Annotated in this window: 16 protein-coding genes and 2 tRNA genes; 8 read left to right on the plus strand and 10 right to left on the minus strand. The window is 70.7% G+C overall.

From position 1 onward, the window contains the following. Nucleotides 1-40 precede the first annotated feature (40 nt). On the minus strand, nucleotides 41-1,138 hold the full coding sequence (locus tag AC4MBH_RS10955) for an RNA ligase (protein ID WP_491794901.1): 1,098 nt from the start codon (nucleotides 1,136-1,138) through the stop codon (nucleotides 41-43). Between the two features lie 526 nt (nucleotides 1,139-1,664). On the opposite strand from AC4MBH_RS10955, the gene AC4MBH_RS10960 reads away from it, so the two are divergent. Beyond that, nucleotides 1,665-1,805 carry a hypothetical protein gene (locus tag AC4MBH_RS10960; protein ID WP_491794902.1) on the plus strand — a complete coding sequence of 47 codons (141 nt, stop codon included), beginning with the start codon at nucleotides 1,665-1,667 and terminating at the stop codon, nucleotides 1,803-1,805. 16 nt (nucleotides 1,806-1,821) lie between these two features. Here the strand turns inward: AC4MBH_RS10960 and AC4MBH_RS10965 are convergent, their stop codons facing one another. The 6 genes from AC4MBH_RS10965 to orn form a co-directional block, all read right to left on the minus strand. Beyond that, entirely contained in the window at nucleotides 1,822-2,358 is a 537-nt protein-coding gene (locus AC4MBH_RS10965; protein WP_491794903.1) for a hypothetical protein, read from the minus strand. Continuing rightward, the gene (locus AC4MBH_RS10970) at nucleotides 2,342-2,725 is read right to left on the minus strand and encodes a hypothetical protein (RefSeq protein ID WP_491794904.1); all 384 of its coding nucleotides are present in this window, start codon (nucleotides 2,723-2,725) and stop codon (nucleotides 2,342-2,344) included. The genes AC4MBH_RS10965 and AC4MBH_RS10970 overlap by 17 nt, the downstream gene beginning before the upstream one ends. Beyond that, a complete protein-coding gene (locus tag AC4MBH_RS10975) occupies nucleotides 2,722-3,513 on the minus strand; it encodes a TIGR04255 family protein (protein WP_491794905.1) in 792 nt (263 codons plus the stop codon). The genes AC4MBH_RS10970 and AC4MBH_RS10975 overlap by 4 nt, the downstream gene beginning before the upstream one ends. A 37-nt stretch (nucleotides 3,514-3,550) precedes the next feature. Continuing rightward, the gene (locus AC4MBH_RS10980) at nucleotides 3,551-4,615 is read right to left on the minus strand and encodes a tyrosine-type recombinase/integrase (RefSeq protein ID WP_491794906.1); all 1,065 of its coding nucleotides are present in this window, start codon (nucleotides 4,613-4,615) and stop codon (nucleotides 3,551-3,553) included. Nucleotides 4,616-4,896: 281 nt separating this feature from the next. After that, nucleotides 4,897-4,969, minus strand: a tRNA-His gene (locus AC4MBH_RS10985). A 59-nt stretch (nucleotides 4,970-5,028) separates the two neighbouring features. Beyond that, nucleotides 5,029-5,724 (minus strand): oligoribonuclease, encoded by a 696-nt coding sequence (gene orn / locus AC4MBH_RS10990; protein WP_491794907.1) that lies wholly within the window; start codon nucleotides 5,722-5,724, stop codon nucleotides 5,029-5,031. A gap of 64 nt (nucleotides 5,725-5,788) precedes the next feature. Between orn and AC4MBH_RS10995 the strand changes: the two genes are divergently transcribed. Genes AC4MBH_RS10995 through AC4MBH_RS11005 form a run of 3 tightly spaced genes read left to right on the plus strand, consistent with a single transcriptional unit; the run spans nucleotide 5,789 to nucleotide 8,148 of the window. Then, the gene (locus AC4MBH_RS10995) at nucleotides 5,789-6,364 is read left to right on the plus strand and encodes a DoxX family protein (protein WP_491794908.1); all 576 of its coding nucleotides are present in this window, start codon (nucleotides 5,789-5,791) and stop codon (nucleotides 6,362-6,364) included. Nucleotides 6,365-6,369: 5 nt separating this feature from the next. Next, the gene (locus AC4MBH_RS11000; RefSeq protein ID WP_491794909.1) at nucleotides 6,370-7,089 is read left to right on the plus strand and encodes a DsbA family protein; all 720 of its coding nucleotides are present in this window, start codon (nucleotides 6,370-6,372) and stop codon (nucleotides 7,087-7,089) included. 33 nt (nucleotides 7,090-7,122) lie between these two features. Then, nucleotides 7,123-8,148, plus strand: coding sequence for an adenosine deaminase (locus AC4MBH_RS11005; protein ID WP_491794910.1), 1,026 nt, complete (start codon nucleotides 7,123-7,125; stop codon nucleotides 8,146-8,148). Nucleotides 8,149-8,269: 121 nt separating this feature from the next. Here AC4MBH_RS11005 and AC4MBH_RS11010 read toward each other — a convergent pair. After that, nucleotides 8,270-8,343, minus strand: a tRNA-Arg gene (locus AC4MBH_RS11010). Nucleotides 8,344-8,409: 66 nt separating this feature from the next. On the opposite strand from AC4MBH_RS11010, the gene AC4MBH_RS11015 reads away from it, so the two are divergent. Then, nucleotides 8,410-8,826 carry a group I intron-associated PD-(D/E)XK endonuclease gene (locus tag AC4MBH_RS11015; protein WP_491794911.1) on the plus strand — a complete coding sequence of 139 codons (417 nt, stop codon included), beginning with the start codon at nucleotides 8,410-8,412 and terminating at the stop codon, nucleotides 8,824-8,826. Nucleotides 8,827-8,905: 79 nt separating this feature from the next. On the opposite strand, the gene AC4MBH_RS11020 is transcribed toward AC4MBH_RS11015, so the two are convergent. Next, nucleotides 8,906-9,718: a hypothetical protein gene (locus AC4MBH_RS11020; RefSeq protein ID WP_491794912.1), complete on the minus strand. Its 813-nt coding sequence runs from the start codon at nucleotides 9,716-9,718 to the stop codon at nucleotides 8,906-8,908. A 61-nt stretch (nucleotides 9,719-9,779) separates the two neighbouring features. Then, complete coding sequence (locus AC4MBH_RS11025) at nucleotides 9,780-11,228, minus strand: aminopeptidase P family protein (protein ID WP_491794913.1); 1,449 nt, start codon at nucleotides 11,226-11,228, stop codon at nucleotides 9,780-9,782. An 82-nt stretch (nucleotides 11,229-11,310) separates the two neighbouring features. Between AC4MBH_RS11025 and AC4MBH_RS11030 the strand changes: the two genes are divergently transcribed. The 3 genes from AC4MBH_RS11030 to AC4MBH_RS11040 all read left to right on the plus strand — a co-directional run bounded on the left by AC4MBH_RS11030 (nucleotide 11,311) and on the right by AC4MBH_RS11040 (nucleotide 15,942). Continuing rightward, complete coding sequence (locus AC4MBH_RS11030) at nucleotides 11,311-12,432, plus strand: PrsW family intramembrane metalloprotease (protein ID WP_491794914.1); 1,122 nt, start codon at nucleotides 11,311-11,313, stop codon at nucleotides 12,430-12,432. Beyond that, complete coding sequence (locus AC4MBH_RS11035; RefSeq protein WP_491794915.1) at nucleotides 12,429-14,204, plus strand: dynamin family protein; 1,776 nt, start codon at nucleotides 12,429-12,431, stop codon at nucleotides 14,202-14,204. The genes AC4MBH_RS11030 and AC4MBH_RS11035 overlap by 4 nt, the downstream gene beginning before the upstream one ends. 61 nt (nucleotides 14,205-14,265) lie before the next feature. Continuing rightward, the gene (locus AC4MBH_RS11040) at nucleotides 14,266-15,942 is read left to right on the plus strand and encodes a GTPase (RefSeq protein WP_491794916.1); all 1,677 of its coding nucleotides are present in this window, start codon (nucleotides 14,266-14,268) and stop codon (nucleotides 15,940-15,942) included. Nucleotides 15,943-16,141: the final 199 nt, after the last annotated feature.

A 16,141-nucleotide genomic window follows, 5' to 3' on the forward strand; every position in this document is an offset into this window, starting at 1 on the left:
CGCTGGTCAGCCGGAGCCCGCCAGCCGGGTCGAGCGTGCGTCAGGCGACCGCCTCGGACACCGGTCGGAACCGAGTGTCGCCCGCCGGCTTGAGGCTGCGCAGGATCGCCGGGCGCGGGTCGCGACCGTCGAGGATCTGGAAGAGGTACGGCTTGAGGTCGGCGTAGGCGAGGGCCCGGAGTGCGTAGTCCTTCCGGCTCCAACCAGCAGCCAGCTCGGCCACGATCGCTGCGTGGGCCGTGTCGACCGACTGCACCCAGTGGTCGACGTCCGCGCTCAGGCGCTCCCAGACCTCACGAACCCATCCGTGGAGCTCGTCGGGAATGCCGTCGAGTAGGGCCTTGATCGGGGCCTCGGAGCGCATGTGCTCCCACACGGACCGCTCGGACAGGCCCGTGACGATCCGGTGGAGGCGGACGTACTCCTCCTGCTTGATCTTCACGATGTGCGGCCGGTCGACCCACCGCACACACAACCCCTCCATGCCCGGCCGGGGACCGGCAGCGAGCGCCGCCGCCAGAGTGCCGTACTCGAACACCTCGGTCAGCGGGCCGCCCCACCCGACGACGCGTGCGGTGGTCAGCGGGGAAAGGTAGTCACCCGAGTCGATGTCCACGCCGCCCAGGAGCACGAGGTCGTCGTTGTCGCCGTAGTCGACGACGAGCCGGTTGGCGGGGTAGATGATCTCGACCAGCGGCGTGACGTCCTCGAGGTCGTGCAGGTACGGGTAGCGCTCGCGCAGGACGTGGGTCGCGTGGATGGCCTGGTCGGAGTCGAAGGACCCGCGGGACGCCACCTGGGCCGACCCGTCGGCGGCCAGGTGGATGATCCCCAGTGAGCCGTCCATCTTGTCCGTCACCTCGACCGGCGCGTCCATGTCGAGCTCGCCCGCCTCGGCCTGGCCGTGGTTGAAGAACTTGGCCCACGGTCGGGCGCGGATCGTCCAGTTGGCATCGACGACGAGTCCGCGGCACTGGCGGACGGCGGGGTTGTCCCACGCGCCCGGGGTGTACAGGGCGGCCTCGGAGTAGTTGAGGATGCGCAGACCTGCGCCGTCCTCGCGGACGTTGATGAGCCTGTCCTGGACCGCAGTCCTGAGCTGCTCCTCGGTGAACAGGGTGAATGCGTGGACGGTCATGGTGACCTCACGCCCCTTCGGTCCAGAGCGCGATCGGCTGGGCCACGAGCTCACCGTAGACCGGACCTCGACGCGCACGCCTCCGGTTTGTGGGAGGTCCCGCCAGGTGCAGCCTCGGGATCCTCGTCGCGGGGCCACCGAGGGTCCGGTGTGGCGATGCCGTGGCGACGGGGCGCGACGAAGAAGGCCCCTGCCCTGCGTCTCTGCAGGTCAGGGGCCTTCTTCATCGGGGTGAGTAACGGGACTTGAACGCGATCACCCGCCCCCGGGGTACCTACGGTTCGGCACGGTTGACACGAAACAGGATCGGTTCGGTCGAGACCACACCAATTCTTCGTTGACACGTCAACGTCGCACTGAGGTTGTTTTCGCCGACGACCGCAGGCATCGGCCCTAGCCTCCTGCACATGCGCTACCTCATCTCGGCCGCCTGCTCGCTCTCTCCCGGCCAACGAGCGCCGGGCATGGCAGTACGGTGCCGCGCTGCTCAACACGCCGGCCGACCTACCGAGCGGCCGAGCGCGCCATGGGCCACCACCCGGCCGCGCTGGCGCTTGCGCTCGGCATGACGCCCCGGCTGATCGACGCCTGGCGCGTGTGGTGGCAGCAGCGGGGCCACCGACTCGACCTCGACGATGACCTCCTCGGCTCCGATCACAGCGGGTGAGAGCGCGCCTTCTTATCTACCGGATCTTCGGAAGAGGGAGGGGCAGTCCGACGCGCATGGTGAAGCGAGCGTAGGCCTGCGCGAAGTATTCCTTGTACGGGCTGAGGAGACGGACGCCCCCAATCCCCATCGCCTGTTGCACGTACACCTTCGGGACAACATGCAGCTTGCGAAAGCTCGCCACGAGGAAGTCCGCCTGTTCCGGCTTCGGCGGCAGCGCGAACTCCGATATCGCCGTTCCTCGGCTTAGTGAATCGCGAAACGCCGAGGACGCGAATGCGTCGTTTCTCTTACTAAGGTCGGAGTAGGAGAACACAACTGCTAGTAGAAGGTCAGTTTGTGCTGGCTTCGGGATGTCACAAGTCTGAGTAACGACGATGACGTCACGGCTCGCTCGCTCTAAGCCAAGTTCGGCGGAGCTCAGATCGTAGGTGATGGCGGGCAGCGGGAAGCCGAACAGGACGTCGCCTTGTTCGAGATCTCCGTCGATCTGGCCGTACCACTCGGCCGAGAGTTCGGCGAACTCGTCGTCCTTATTACTCGATCCAGACATCGAAATCGGTATCTGTGAATCCGAACGTGTCGGCGGTGGAGTTCTCCACCACTTTCACTTCGAGAACCTCAATTAAGTCGGGTTCTGGATAAATGGCCGAACTAGGCGTCTCGTACCATCCGTTCGCGTCCACGAACCTACGAACAGTGCTCCTTGCGACAACTTCACCCACCATCTGCTGGAGTCGCATCCAGTGATTCTCCACGGTTTGAGCCGCGTCGCTCATGGCGCTAGAGCGCGCAGTCGACCTCGGCGCTGCCGCTTCGTGGGTAGGCGCGTAGACGGGTGCAGCGAGGCCAAGCGGCACGGCCACCACGGTCACTCCGTAATTGACGACCTTCTTTGGCGTGACGTCCGCAACCTTCATTGGAATAACTCCCTCGTGCGGTCCGTAATGCACGCCTCGAACTCTGCGTTTTCCAGAACCTTCAATTCCTCTGCAACGAGCATCGCATCCGCGAAACTACTCGGCAACGCGAACCGTCGAGTGAACTCGATATCAAGTACGAACGCTTGACCCTCTACCTCGTCCTTAAGCGGCTCGACGCTGGACATTGTCAGGATGCCCTTGGTGACGCCATCGGGAAGGGTAGACTCCACCCGCTGCAACAAACTGTCCGTAACGCCATGGCTGCCGCCGACGGGGCGATAGGGGATGTTGAAGTAGGCGTTGAACGGCTCGGTGCCCGACAACGGAATGAATATGCGATTGATGTAACGGACGGACACGCCAGCCACGGCGGCTCCCTTGAGCAGATCACCGGTTCGCCTGATGATCTCCTGGAAGCGATGGAGGAGGCTGGGCCAGCCCTCATACGGCGCCAGCGAGTTTGCGCTGACTGAGGATGGACTGATCACCGCCAGGCGGTTCAGGTCGTCGTTTCGATAGATCATCCGTTGCTCGCCCTGACCTACGCTGAGCTGCGCTTCGCCGGCGGCGTCGTTCGGGAATTGCACGTTTGCCTGGACCTGCTGTTGCACCTCGGGTTCTGCAGGGTAACTGCTACGGATTCTCTCGAAGAGCATCCCTGGAAGGATCGGGCCCCATGGGATGGGGGAGGCGAAACTGAACTGGCACAACGCTTCGATAATTGGCGGTCTTGCGTACTCGCGCCGACCTGCGGCGCCGACGGTCACGCCTTGTTCTGCGGTCATGGTCCTGAAAGCCTAGCGGCTCGCTCGTTCTTGAGCGTCAGCAACGCCGGGTTGCGGATCGTGTCCAGCGCTGGTTAAGAAGTCGGGAGACCTCAGGTGCTTCGACCACTTCGCCGGCCACAATTCTCCCACCCGGTGATGGCGGCTCGAGCATTCGGTCGATGGCACCAAGGGCCTCGTCGCTGATCTGGTCGATCATGCCGCCGTACGTGCCGATGGTCGTGGTGATGTTCTCGCGCCCGATGCGACGTTGGATCTCGGGCATCGACACCTTGGCGCGGTCCAGCATGGCCACGTGGCTGTGCCGCAGCGCGTGAGGGGTGATCCGGCGCTCGATCTCGGCGCGCTCAAGGATGGCGGTCCAGGTGCGGCTGAGGAAGTTCTGCTGGTACCACTTCCGACCGGCGTTGTTGGTGAAGACGAGCTCGTGCGGAGCGCGGCCAACGCATCGGCGCTCGACCATGAATGCGACCCGGGGTGAGAGGCGGGAGCGACGGAAGTCGGCGTCGGACTTCGCGGCGTCGTCGGTCAAGATCTGCCGCTGCTGGGCGTCCTTGCGGAAGACGGCCGTCATCACGGCGGAGGTGTGGGTGACGCCGTCCTCGTCGTACTGCTCGACGTTGCCGACGCGCAGCGCGGCCGCCTCCGACCAGCGCCAACCGGTAACGGCGAGGAACTCGACCAAGTCGGCGGCGTCGGGGTCGACGGCGCGGGCGGCGGTGATGATCGCGTGGTACTCGGCAAGGGTGGCGCCCTTCGCGGGCTTCTTCGTCCGCTTGGGCAGCTGGGTCTCGAGGCAGGGGTTGTGGTCGACCAGGCGCCGGGTCTTGGCGGAGCCGAACTTGAACATCGAGAACAGCAGCATGTGGCGGTCGGCGACCGACTTTGGCTCGAGCCGCTTGCGCATGCCGTCGACGAGCCGTTGCACGTCGAGCTCGTCGATGCTGTCGGCGAGACGCGAGCCGAGCGCCGGACGGATCCAGTTGGCGTAGTCGCGGCGGTAGTCGGCGAGCGTGCGTGGGGTGACGTCACCAGCCTTCCAGTCGAAGAACCGTTCAGCGAGCTGATCGACGGTGAGGCCGGAGTCCTCGGCAGCGGCCAACGTCGCCAACGCCTTGTCGGCTCCGAGGATCTCGACGAGCGCCCTTGAAGTGGGCGGCGAACTTGTCCGGCTTGTGGGGCTTCGGAGCGGGGTCGAAGGTCTTCGATCGCTGCTTGTCGCTGACCCGGAACAGCACGGCGTACGTCGTCGCGCCGGCGCTCGACACCCGCTTCCTGATGTTCGCCACGGGCCACGGTGGGTTCCGTTGACGTGCTGTTGACACAGCGAAGGACGAAGGCCCCTGCCCTGCGTTTCCGCAGGTCAGGGGCCTTCTCCATCAGGGTGAGTAACGGGACTTGAACCCGCGACATCCGCCACCACAAGGCGGCGCTCTACCAGCTGAGCTATACCCACCATGGACCCGGCGTCAGCGGCGAGGCCACCGCGCAGGACCGGGATGAAGTGTAGACGGATCAGGCCCCGGGTTCAGAATCGGATTGCCCCTCGGCGTCCGGAACCGGGATCGGGGCAGTGTCCGGAGCAGCCGTCGGCCCCAGTCCGGTGAGCGCGCCGCCGTGCTTCTCGGCCGCCACCCGGGCGGTGGCGGTGTCGGGTCCGGGGGCCGGCACGAAGACGGTGTCGCGGTAGTAGCGCAGCTCCTCGATGCTCTCCTGGATGTCGGCCAGCGCGCGGTGGTTGCCCCGCTTGGTCGGCGCCGCGAAGTAGGCCCGCGGGAACCAGCGCCGCGACAGCTCCTTGATCGAGGAGACGTCGACGATCCGGTAGTGCAGGAACCCGTCGAGGTCGGGCATGTCGCGGGCCAGGAAGGAGCGGTCGGTGGCGACGGTGTTGCCGGCCAGCGGGGGCCGGCTGTCGGGGGCGCAGTGCTCGCGCAGGTAGGTCATCACCGCGGCCTCCGCCTCGGCGAGGGGTACGCCGGCAGCGAGCTCGTCGAGCAGGCCCGAGGTCTCGTGCATGGTGCGCACGAAGGGAACCATCTGCTCCAGGGCCTCGTCCGGGGGCCGGATGATGATGTCGACCCCGTCACCGAGGACGTTGAGGTCGAAGTCGGTGACCAGGGCGGCGACCTCGACGAGCGCGTCGGCGCCGAGGTCGAGACCGGTCATCTCGCAGTCGATCCAGACCAGGCGTTCGTTGGCGGCACTCACGGTGCGCCACCCTACGGTGCCGCACCCTCAGGATGGGTTCAGCCCCGCGGGCTAGGTTGCTCGCGTGGACCGTACGAGGGGCGTCGTGCCGAGCCGGCCGGTGCGGCAGTGGATCTCGCTGCTCGCGCGGCTGGTGGTCGGTGGCGTGTGGATCTGGGCCGGCGCCGCCAAGCTCGGCGACCCGTTGGCCAGCGTCCGCGCGGTCCAGGCCTACGAGCTGTTGCCGACCTCGCTCGAGGAGACGATCGGATACGCCCTGCCGGCGGTCGAGGTGGTCGTGGGCCTCGCGCTGGTCCTCGGGGTGATGACCCGCGGAGCAGCGGTGATCTCGGCGGTGCTGTTCGTCGGGTTCGTGATCGGGATCGCCTCGGTGTGGGCCCGCGGCATGGAGATCGACTGCGGCTGCTTCGGCGGCGGCGGCTACGACCCCGACGCGTCGTCGTCGTACCCGATCGACATCGCCCGCGACGTGGCGCTGCTCGCCGCGTCGTTGTGGGTGGTCTGGGCAGGGCCCGGCCGGCTGGCCCTCGACAACGTGCTCTTCCGGCGCCGACCGGCGCCACTGCTGGACGACGACGATGATGACGACCTGGGCGACGTGGACGACGTCGCCCGGCGCAACGACCTGGAAGGTGTCTAGACCCGATGGCTGGCAAGTCGAAGACCGATGCGAGGGCCGCCGAGCGCGCGGCCCGGCTCGAGGAGCTCAAGCGTCAGGCCAAGGCGCAGGAGCGCCGGCGCAACCTGATGGTCGGCGGTGTGGTCGCGGTGGTCCTCGTGATCGTGGCCGCCACGGTCTACCTCGTCAGCCGCGGCAACGACGTCGACGCGACGGCCGCCGGCGAGAGCGAGTACGGCGTCACGATCGGTGCCGACGACGCCCCGCACGAGCTCGTCATCTACGAGGACTTCCTGTGCCCGGCCTGCGGCACGTTCGAGGCCGACAGCAACGAGCGCCTCGCGGCGCTGGCCGAGGAGGGGCAGGTCCTGGTCGACTACCGGCCCTTCGAGCTGCTCTCGCAGTTCGGCGACTACTCCGCCCGCAGCGCCGCGGCGTTCGGTGTGGTGCTGGCGGAGTCCGGTGACGAGGTCGCCAAGGAGTTCCACGACCTGCTGTTCGCCGAGCAGCCCGAGGAGGGCGCGGCGTCCTATCCCGACGCCGAGTGGCTGGTCGACAAGGCCGTCGAGGCCGGCGCCGACGAGGACGCCGTACGTCCCGGGATCGAGGAGGGCGAGAACGACTTCTCCAGCGGCGCCACCGACGAGGCGCGCGACGCCGGCGTCTCCGGCACCCCGACCATCGTCCTGGACGGCGAGGTCTTCAACGGCAGCGCCGAGGAGCTGTTCGAGGCGATCGAGGAGTAGCACCGGCGCGGCGGGCGCTGGCAGCATCCGAGCGTGACCGCTCCTCATCCCCTCGGCACCTTCATCGCCGGGCTCCCCAAGGCAGAGCTCCACGTCCACCACGTCGGGTCGGCGTCGATGCGCATCGTCGGCGAGCTGGCCGAGCGCCACCCCGGCACCGTGCCGTCCGAGCCCGAGGCGCTGCGCGCGTTCTACGAGTTCCGCGACTTCGCTCACTTCATCGAGGTCTACCTCGCCGTCGCCGACCTGGTCCGCACCGCCGACGACGTGCGCTACCTGACCTACGAGGTGGCCCGCGAGCTCGCCACCACGCAGTCGGTGCGGTACGCCGAGCTGACCTGCACGCCGTACACCTCGGTGGCGCGGGGGATCCCGATCGAGGGCTACACCGCCGCGATCGAGGACGCCCGGGTCGCGGCCGAGCGCGACTTCGGCCTGGTGCTGCGCTGGATCTACGACATCCCCGGCGAGTCGGGCGTCCCGGCCGCCGACGCGACCCTGTCCTACGCCCTCGAGCACCGCGTCGACGCGCTGGTCGGCTTCGGGCTCGGCGGTCCCGAGATCGGCGTGCCGCGAGCGCAGTTCCAGCCGCACTTCGACGCCGCCCGCGCGGCCGGCCTGCACTCGGTGCCGCACGCCGGCGAGACCACCGGTCCCGAGACGGTCTGGGACGCCCTGCGCCTCCTCGGCGCCGAGCGCATCGGCCACGGCACGTCGGCGGCCGCCGATCCCGACCTCCTGGCCCACCTGGCCGACCGAGCGATCCCGCTGGAGGTCTGCCCGTCGTCCAACATCGCCACCCGGGCCGTCGTCTCGCTCGAGGAGCACCCGCTGCGCCGGTTCGTGGAGGCCGGGGTGGTGGTCACCATCAACTCCGACGACCCGCCGATGTTCGGGACCAGCCTCAACCGCGAGTACGAGGTCGCCGCCGACCTGCTCGGCCTCGACCAGCACGGGCTCGCCGACCTGGCCCGGGCGGGCGTGGCGGCGTCGTTCGCCGACGACGACACCAAGACCCGCCTGTACGACGAGATCGCCGACCACCTGGCCCGCGGCTGACCGAGCGGGTCCGGGCAGACGTCGGCCCCGCGGGCTCATACTCCGCGGGGCCACCCCAGTCGTACCGCGACCGACGTCGGCCGCGGTGGAGGCTCGCCGCGGCGGGTCGACGACGGGTGGGCGCCCCCGGCAGGACTCGAACCTGCGACCAGGACATTAGAAGTGACCTGCTCTATCCAGCTGAGCTACGGAGGCGGGGCGGCGCCAGAATACTGAGCGACGCTGCCGGAAGTGAGACGGGTGCTCGACTAACCTCCGGGAATGGCGCCCCACCACACCAAGGACAAGGGCGACCTCGGGGTGGCCAAGACGCACGCGGACCTGGTCGGCAAGGGGTACTCCGTGCTGTTCCCCGCCACGGAGCATGCCCCGTTCGACCTCGTGGCCTATCGCAGCGGCCGCTTCTGGCGTGTGCAGGTCAAGTACCGGTCGACGTACCGAGGTGCCCTCACGATCCACTTCAGGTCGGTCTGGGCCGACCGACAGGGCACCCACCTGAAGCCCACCGACAAGTCAGAGGTCGACCTGCTGTGCGTGTACTGCCCCGACACGGACGCCTGCTACTACCTGCGGCCTGAGGACCATGGTCAGTCGGTGACCCTCCGGGTGGAGCCGAGTCGCAACCAGCAGGTGGTCGGGGTGCTCCGTGCCGACGACTTCCGCGACGTTCCGGGCTGACTCCGACGAGGCTCCGTCGAAGGCCGCTGCTCCATCCAGCTGAGCCACGGAGGCGGAGACTCCAGGACAGACAGTCCGCTCAGCCGAGCGCCGCCACCCGCTCGGCCTGGGCGGGGGCGAGCAGGTCGAGGGGGGCCAGGAGGGCGTCGCCGAGCGAGGAGGCTCCGACGATCGAGATGTAGGGGCCGGCGAGGGCGACGACGAACTCGTAGATGAAGTCGACGACCTGCCCGCCGACGGCGATCGTGCCGCTCATCTCGATGCGGAGCTGGTCGTCGGCGCCGGGGACCTCGACGGTGTCGTCGTAGGCGATGTCGAGGTCGTAGGTGACGCCGTCGGCGTCGGTGGTCGAGATGTTCGTGCACGACTGCAGCGAGTCGGTGAAGTCCGCGAACGCGGGGGCGACGGTGGCGGGGTCGGCGTAGGCCTGGACCTTGGAGTCGACGGAGGACTGGCCGGTCTGGCTCTCCGCGACGTACTCGACCTCCGCCTCGGAGTCCGGCTCGAACCCGAGGGCGTCGCTGAACTCACCGACGTCGGCCAGGCAGGTGCCCTCGAAGACGTCGGTCTCCTCGTCGTCGGTCTCCGGCTCCTCGGGCTTGACCGCGAAGCCCTCGGGCAGGTCGTCGACGGTCAGCAGCGCCGAGGCGAGCTCCTCGTCGCTCGGCACGTCGGCCGGGGCCTCGGTCTCCTCGGTCGGCTCGGTGTCCTCGGTCTCCTCGCTCGTGGGCTCCTCGGGCTCGGCCGCCTGCGAGCTCGGGGACTCGTCGCCGCGCTCGTCGGGCTCGTCGGAGTCACCGCCGCAGGCGGCCAGGGTGAGGCCGAGCAGCAGGGCGGTGGCGGCGGCCGTCGTACGACGGCGGAGCAGGGCGGTGCGCGCGGGGGAGGTCACGGCCGCAGACTAGTGGCCGGGGCCGGCCCGGGCAGGGCGTTTCGACGACCGAGGGCGAGCCTCAGCGGCGGTGCTGGGCCATCCACGCCTCGACGTCGTCGGCCGTGCGCGGCAGCGAGGCCGAGAGGTTGCGGTGGCCGTCGGTGGTGAGCAGGACGTCGTCCTCGATCCGGATGCCGGTGCCGCGCAGCTCCTCGGGGACGAGCAGGTCGTCCTCCTGGAAGTACAGGCCGGGCTCGACGGTGAGCACCATGCCGGCCTCGAGGGTGGCCTGCTTGTAGGCCTCCGGCGCCGCCTGGCCGCAGTCGTGGACGTCGAGGCCGAGCATGTGGCTGGTGCCGTGCAGCGTCCAGCGGCTGTAGACCCGGGAGTCCGGGTCGAGGGCCTCGGCGGCCGGGACCGGCAGCAGCCCCATCGCCTCGAGCCCGTGGGCGAGCACCGTCATCGACGCCTCGTGGATGTCGGCGAACGCCAGCTCGGGGCGACAGGCCGCGATGCCGGCGTCCTGGGCCGCCAGGACGAGGTCGTAGAGGTCGCGCTGCACGGAGGTGTAGCGGCCGTCCACCGGGAGGGTGCGCGTGACGTCGGCGGTGTAGAGGTTGCGGCCCTCGACGCCCATGTCGAGCAGCACGAGCTCGCCGGGGATGATCGGGCCGTCGTTGTCGATCCAGTGCAGCGTCGTGGCGTGCGACCCGCCGCCCACGATGGAGTCGTAGCCGATGTCGTTGCCCATCGCGCGGGCGCGCCGGAAGAACGTGCCCTCGATCCAGCGCTCACCGAACTCCAGGACCCGGTCCCACTCGGCGACCGAGTCGGCGAAGCCGAGGGCGGTGATGTCGCAGGCCTCCTGCAGCTGGTCGATCTCCCACTCGTCCTTGACCAGGCGCATCTCGGAGACCACGCGTGCGAAGTCGGTGTCGAGGGACGCGTCGGCCGCGACCAGCCGGTCGACCTGGGCCGAGACCCCGCGGTGCACCCGGGTCTTGCCCGAGCCGGCGAGCGCGTCGCCGAGCCGGTCGATGTGGCGCACCGGCAGCCCGAGCCGGTCGGAGAGCTCGCCGAGCGAGGGCCGCTTGCCGACCCACAGCTGCCCGTACTGGCGGTCGCGGAAGAACTCGTCGGTGTCGCGGCCCGAGCGCGGCCGGGCGTAGAGGACGGCCTCGCCGTCGTCGATCACGAGGACGGCGTCGCTGGTCTGGTTGCCGCTGAAGTAGACGTGGGCGGTGTCGACCCGGAACCGGTAGTCGGTGTCGTAGGAGCGCACCTTGAACCCGCCGCCGGGCAGCACGAGGCGCTCGCCGGGGAACATCGCCGCCAGCCGGGCGCGCCGTGCCGCGGTGCGGTCGACGAACGACGCCGCCGGCACGACCGTGGAGGCGTCGTCCCAGCCCTGGCGCATGAACTCCGAGTAGGCCTCGGGGACGGCGGGGTCGTGCGACTCGACGTGGAGGCCGGTCGCCGGGTCGAGGGTGGGGTCGAGTGCGGGGTCAGGGGTGGTCTCGTCGCTCACCTCGACGACTCTACGCTCGGGACGGGACGCCGTGGAGTCCGGCGACCCCGGCTCGAGGGAGCCCTCCCGATAGGGTTGCGCCGTGCCCGGACGCCGTCTCGACAGCCTCACGTTCACGGTCGTCGTGACCGTGGCGGTGGTCGGCGGCGCCGCGGTGATGCTCACGGTCCTGGCGCTGTCGGGGGCACCCGCGGTGACCTTCGTCGCCACCCTCCTGGCGGCCCTGCCGGTGGTGCCGCTCGTGGCGGCGTACCTCTGGCTCGACCGCTACGAGCCCGAGCCCCGCGGCCTGCTCGTCAACGCGCTCCTGTGGGGCGCGTTCGCGTCGACGGCCATCGCGATCGTGGTCGGCGGCGTCGGCGGGCTGTTCGTGCCCATCACCGACGAGGTCTCCCTCGCGGTCGTCGCGCCGGTGACCGAGGAGGCGGCCAAGGGACTGTTCCTGCTGCTCCTGCTGTGGTGGCGCCGGCACGAGCTCGACGGCATCCTCGACGGCATCGTCTACGCCGGCATGGTCGGCATCGGCTTCGCGTTCACCGAGAACATCCTCTACCTCTCCGCCGCCTACGACGGCACCACCAGCACGGGTCCGGGCGGCGTCGCCGGCGTGACCACGACGTTCGTCGTGCGCTGCGTGGTCAGCCCGTTCGCCCACCCGCTCTTCACGGCGTTCATCGGCATCGGGATCGGGATCGCGGTCGGCTCGCGCATCCGGACCATCCGCGTGCTCGCACCGGTCGGTGGGTACCTGGTCGCGGTGCTGACCCACGCGACCTGGAACGCGTCGACGATCTTCGGCGTCGGCGGCTTCGCCGTCGTCTACGTCGTCCTGATGCTGCCGGCGCTGGGCGCCCTGCTCGCCCTGGCGCTGTGGGCCCGCCGGTCCGAGGCCACCATGCTCTCCGCAGCACTGCACGACGCCGCCCGCCGCGGGCTGATCCCCGCCACCGACATCCCCTGGGTCGTCGACCTCCGCGCCCGGCGTACCGCCCGGGTCGAGGCGCGCCGCCGCGGCGGGCGGGCCGCTGCGCGCGCCGTGGCCGACTACCAGCAGGCGCTCATCGAGCTCGGCTTCCTGCACCACCGGCTGCTCCGCGGCACGCCCCCCGACGACTGGCAGCAGCGCGGTGCCGTCCACGTCGAGCGCATCCGCAGCACCCGCCCCCACGTCACCCTCCCCGGACAGCTGGTACCCACCTCATGACCACCCCCGACAACACGCCGGCGGTCGCCACGGCCGACGACGGCCGCATGGTCACCGCGCTCGTGCAGCTGCGCCAGGGACTCGTCGAGGCCGAGCTGCCCCTCGACCTCCCCGGCACCGACGAGCTGCGCGCCTCGCGCTCGGCGATGATCGACCAGCTCGAGGACTACGTCATCCCGCGCCTGATGACCCTCGAGGCGCCGCTGCTGGCCGTCGTCGGCGGCTCCACCGGCGCCGGCAAGTCGACGCTGGTCAACTCCCTGGTGGGGGAGCGGGTCACCACGTCCGGCGTGCTCCGACCGACCACCCGGTCGCCGGTGCTCGTGCACCACCCCGGCGACGCCCACTGGTTCGGCCAGGACCGGCTGCTGCCCGACCTGGTCCGGGTGGAGCACAGTACCGACGACCCCGACGCGATCCAGCTGGTCGCCTCGTCCGCGATCCCGCCGGGCCTGGCCATCCTCGACGCGCCCGACGTCGACTCCGTCGAGGAGCGCAACCGCCTCCTCGCCGCCCAGCTGCTCGCGGCCGCCGACCTGTGGCTGTTCGTCACCTCGGCGGCCCGCTACGCCGACCAGGTGCCGTGGGGGTTCCTCAAGCAGGCCGCGGAGCGGTCGACGGCGGTCGCGATCATCCTCGACCGCACGCCCGACGAGGCCATCCAGACCGTCTCGACCCACCTGGCCCGGATGCTCGCCAGTCGTGGGCTCAAGGACTCCCCGCTGTTCGTCGTGTCCGAGGGCAAGGTCGACGAGGACGGCATGCTGCCGGCCCACCACGTCGCCGAGGTGCGGGCCTGGCTCGAGTCGCTCGCCGACGACGTCGACGCCCGCACGGCCGTGGTGCGCCAGACCCTCGACGGCGCCGTCCGCGGCGTCGCCCGGCGTGCCTACCCGATCGCCGACGCGTGCGTGGAGCAGACCGAGATCGCCGTCCGGCTCAAGAAGGACGTCGACAGCGCCTACGACGACGCGATCAAGACCGTCAGCGCCGCCACGGCCGACGGCACGCTGCTGCGCGGCGAGGTGCTGGCGCGCTGGCAGGAGTTCGTGGGCACGGGCGAGCTGCTGCGCTCCCTGGAGTCCCGCGTCGGCGGCCTCCGCGACCGGCTCGTCAACGCGATCAAGGGCAAGCCGCACCAGGCCGAGCGGGTCACCGTGGCCGTCGAGTCCGGTCTCGAGACCCTCGTGCTCGAGCACGCCGAGGCCGCTGCCGAGCGCGCCCACGCCGCGTGGTCGCAGCAGCCCGCGGGCGTCGGGCTGCTCGAGGGCGCCCCGGCCGACCTCGGCCGCGCGTCGCGCGACCTGCGACGGCGTACCGAGCAGATGGTCCGCGAGTGGCAGGGCGACGTGCTCGAGATGGTCCGCGTCGAGGGCGCCGACAAGCGCACGACCGCGCGGTTCCTGGCCTACGGCGTCAACGGCCTGTCGGTGGCACTGATGATCGTCGTCTTCGCCCACACCGCGGGCCTGACCGGTGCCGAGGCCGGCGTCGCAGGTGGGTCGGCGGTGCTCGGGCAGAAGCTGTTGGAGGCCGTCTTCGGCGACCAGGCGGTGCGCTCGCTGGCCGAGCGGGCGCGGCGCTCGCTCGAGGAGCGGATCACCACCCTCTTCGCCGACGAGCGCGCCCGCTATCTTTCCCGGGTCGACGCGCTCGCGATGCGTCCGACCGCGGCGGAGGGGCTGCGGGAGGCCGCCCGCCGTGTCGACGACCTGCGTTTCAAGGCGTCCCAGACCACCGGGGCCGACGCCGCCCCTGGAGACCACCCGTGATCCACCCCCAGACGTCCCCCGTCCTTCCCACGACCCACCGGACGACGTGCGAGGCGCGCCCATGAGCTCCCTGCTGGAGGGCGCGCGCAAGCTCGTCACCCGCGGCACCGAGGTGGGCGCCCGGATCGAGGCCCTCGAGACCGCCGCCGCCGCGGCCCGTGGCCGGGTCGACGACGAGGTGGTCGACGACGCCCAGACCGTCGCCGCCCGCGCCGCAAGCCGCCTCAAGCTGTCGGCCGATCACACCGTGGTGGCCATCGCCGGGGCGACGGGCTCGGGCAAGTCCTCGACGTTCAACGCCCTCACCGGGCTCGAGCTCTCCTCCACCGGCGTACGCCGGCCCACCACGTCCTGGGCGACCGCGTGCGTGTGGGGGAAGGCCGGCGCCGAGGAGCTGCTCGAGTGGCTCGGCATCCCGCCGCGCCACCAGACGATGCGCGACTCGCTGCTCGACACCAGCAACGACCGCACCGCCGCCGGGAGGGCCGACCGCGAGCTCGACGGCGTCGTGCTGATGGACCTGCCCGACCACGACTCCACCGAGGTCAGCCACCACCTCGAGGTCGACCGGCTCGTCCTGCTCGCCGACCTGCTGGTGTGGGTGCTCGACCCGCAGAAGTACGCCGACGCCGCGATCCACGACCGCTACCTCGCACCCCTGGCCACCCACTCCGGCGTGATGGTCGTCGTGCTCAACCACATCGACACCGTGCCCGAGGACCGCCGGCAGTCGATGGTCGACGACGTACGCCGCCTCCTCGACCTCGACGGCCTCACGTCGGTGCCGGTCTTCGCCGTCAGCGCCCGCGAGGACATCGGCATCGACGAGCTGCGCCAGGAGATCGCCTCGCGGGTGACGGCGAAGAAGCTCACCCGCCAGCGTCTCGAGGCCGACCTGCGCACCGCCGCCGGCGCGCTGCAGGAGGCCAGCGGTGGCGACGCCAAGGCGCGCGAGCTGTCGTCGGCGCGGGTCGCCCAGCTCGAGTCGGCCCTCGCCGAGGCCTCGGGCGTGCCCGTCGTGGTCGACGCCGTCGAGCGGTCGACCCGGCTGCGCGCCGGTCGCGCGACCACCTGGCCCGTCGTCTCGTGGGTCTCGCGCCTCAAGCCCGACCCGCTCAAGAAGCTCCAGCTCGACCTCGGCTCGGCCGGCGCCGAGCTGTCCGGCACCGCCCGGCGGCCCCGGCTGCCCGCGACGACGCCGGTCCAGCGCGCCCGCGTCGACTCCGAGGTGCGGGCCCTGGCCGACGACGCGTCGTCCGGCCTCGGACCGTCGTGGGTCGGCGCCGTACGCCGCGCCGCGTCGGCCCGGCTGCCCGAGGTCGGCGACCGCCTCGACCGCGCCCTCGCCGGCACCGACCTCGGTGCCGACAAGCTGCCGGTGTGGGCCGGGCTGGTGCGGGTGCTGCAGTGGGCGCTCATCGTGGCCGCCCTCGTGGGCGGCCTGTGGACCGCGCTGCTCCTCGTCGGTGGCGGCGTGCGCGACCACGCCCCCCAGGTGGCCGGCATGCCCCTCCCGCTGCTGCTGCTCATCGGCGGTATCCTGCTCGGGGTGCTGCTCGCCCTCGCCTGTCGGGCGCTGGTCGCCGGCACCGCCCGCTCCCGGGCGGCGGCCGCCGACTCCCGGCTGCGCGACGCCGTCCACGAGGTGACCCAGGAGCTGGTGGTCGCGCCCGTCTCCGCCGAGCTGGCCGCCCACGCCACCGTGCGCACCCACCTGGCGACGGTGCTCAAGCAGTAGGTGCGGTGGCCCCCGGTTGGTGCAGGGGGAGGGTCGGATTCCCCGGCTGGCCGGGGATTCCGCCGCCGGGCGCAACCTGTGGAAACGTCCCGGAGTCGTCCACAGCGCCCGCGCCACCGCCCGTCGTCCACAGGCACCGGAGCGCGGCGGCCGGACTGTCGGAGCCGGCACCTTGGCTCGTGCTGCGCCCACGGTGGGC

This window comes from Nocardioides sp. WJ219 (genome assembly GCF_058559815.1).